Annotated in this window: 1 protein-coding gene; it reads right to left on the bottom strand. The window is 63.2% G+C overall.

Annotated elements, in window-relative coordinates:
* Positions 1–702 (bottom strand): substrate-binding domain-containing protein (locus HPO96_RS37430; protein WP_171679236.1); only part of this gene is annotated, 702 nt, incomplete at both ends.

The raw sequence follows: 702 nt of genomic DNA, 5'->3' as shown, positions 1-702 counted from the left end.
CCGAGCCAGCCGGACGCCGTCCGCACCCTGGGTCGACGGGTAGATGACGGTCGCCTTGATCAGCGTGTTGTCGGCCTTGATCTCACGCATCACATTCGCCGACCCCGCGCCGCCGACCACAAAGAAGTCCTTACGATTCGAGTTCTTGATCGCAGCCATCACACCGACGCCCTGGTCATCGTCGTGGTTCCAGATCGCATCGATCTTCGGCGCGGCCTGGAGGAGATTCGCTGCCGCCTTCTCCCCCGACTCGACCGTGAACTCGGCCGCGACGCGGTTGTTCACCTTGAGACCGCACTCACCGAGCGCGTCCTTGAACCCCTTGCTCCGGTCCTGGGTCAACGGCAGCGAGTCGATCCCGGCGATCTCCGCGACGATCGAATCCTTCTTCTGCCCAAGCTGCGAACAGACATAGTGACCGGCCGAAACACCCATCCCGTAGTTGTCGCCGAGCACGGTCGTCCGCGCGGCGGCCGGGCTGTCGAACTCACGGTCGACATTGACCACCGTGATGCCGGCCTCCATCGCCTTCGTCGCCACCGGCGTCAGCGCCGCACCGTCGAACGGCAACAGCACGATCGCATCAACCTTCTGGTTGATGAACGTCTCGACCTGGCTGATCTGCAGGTTCACATCATTGGTGCCTTCAGCAACCAGCAGCTCGACGTCGGAGTACTTCTTCGCCTCGGCCTGGGTCGCCTT

Origin of the sequence: Kribbella sandramycini (assembly GCF_013131805.1) — a bacterium.
Taxonomy (GTDB): Bacteria; Actinomycetota; Actinomycetes; order Propionibacteriales; family Kribbellaceae; genus Kribbella; species Kribbella sandramycini.
Note: the sequence above shows the minus strand (reverse complement) of the source record. Positions and strands in the feature narration are given on the sequence as shown.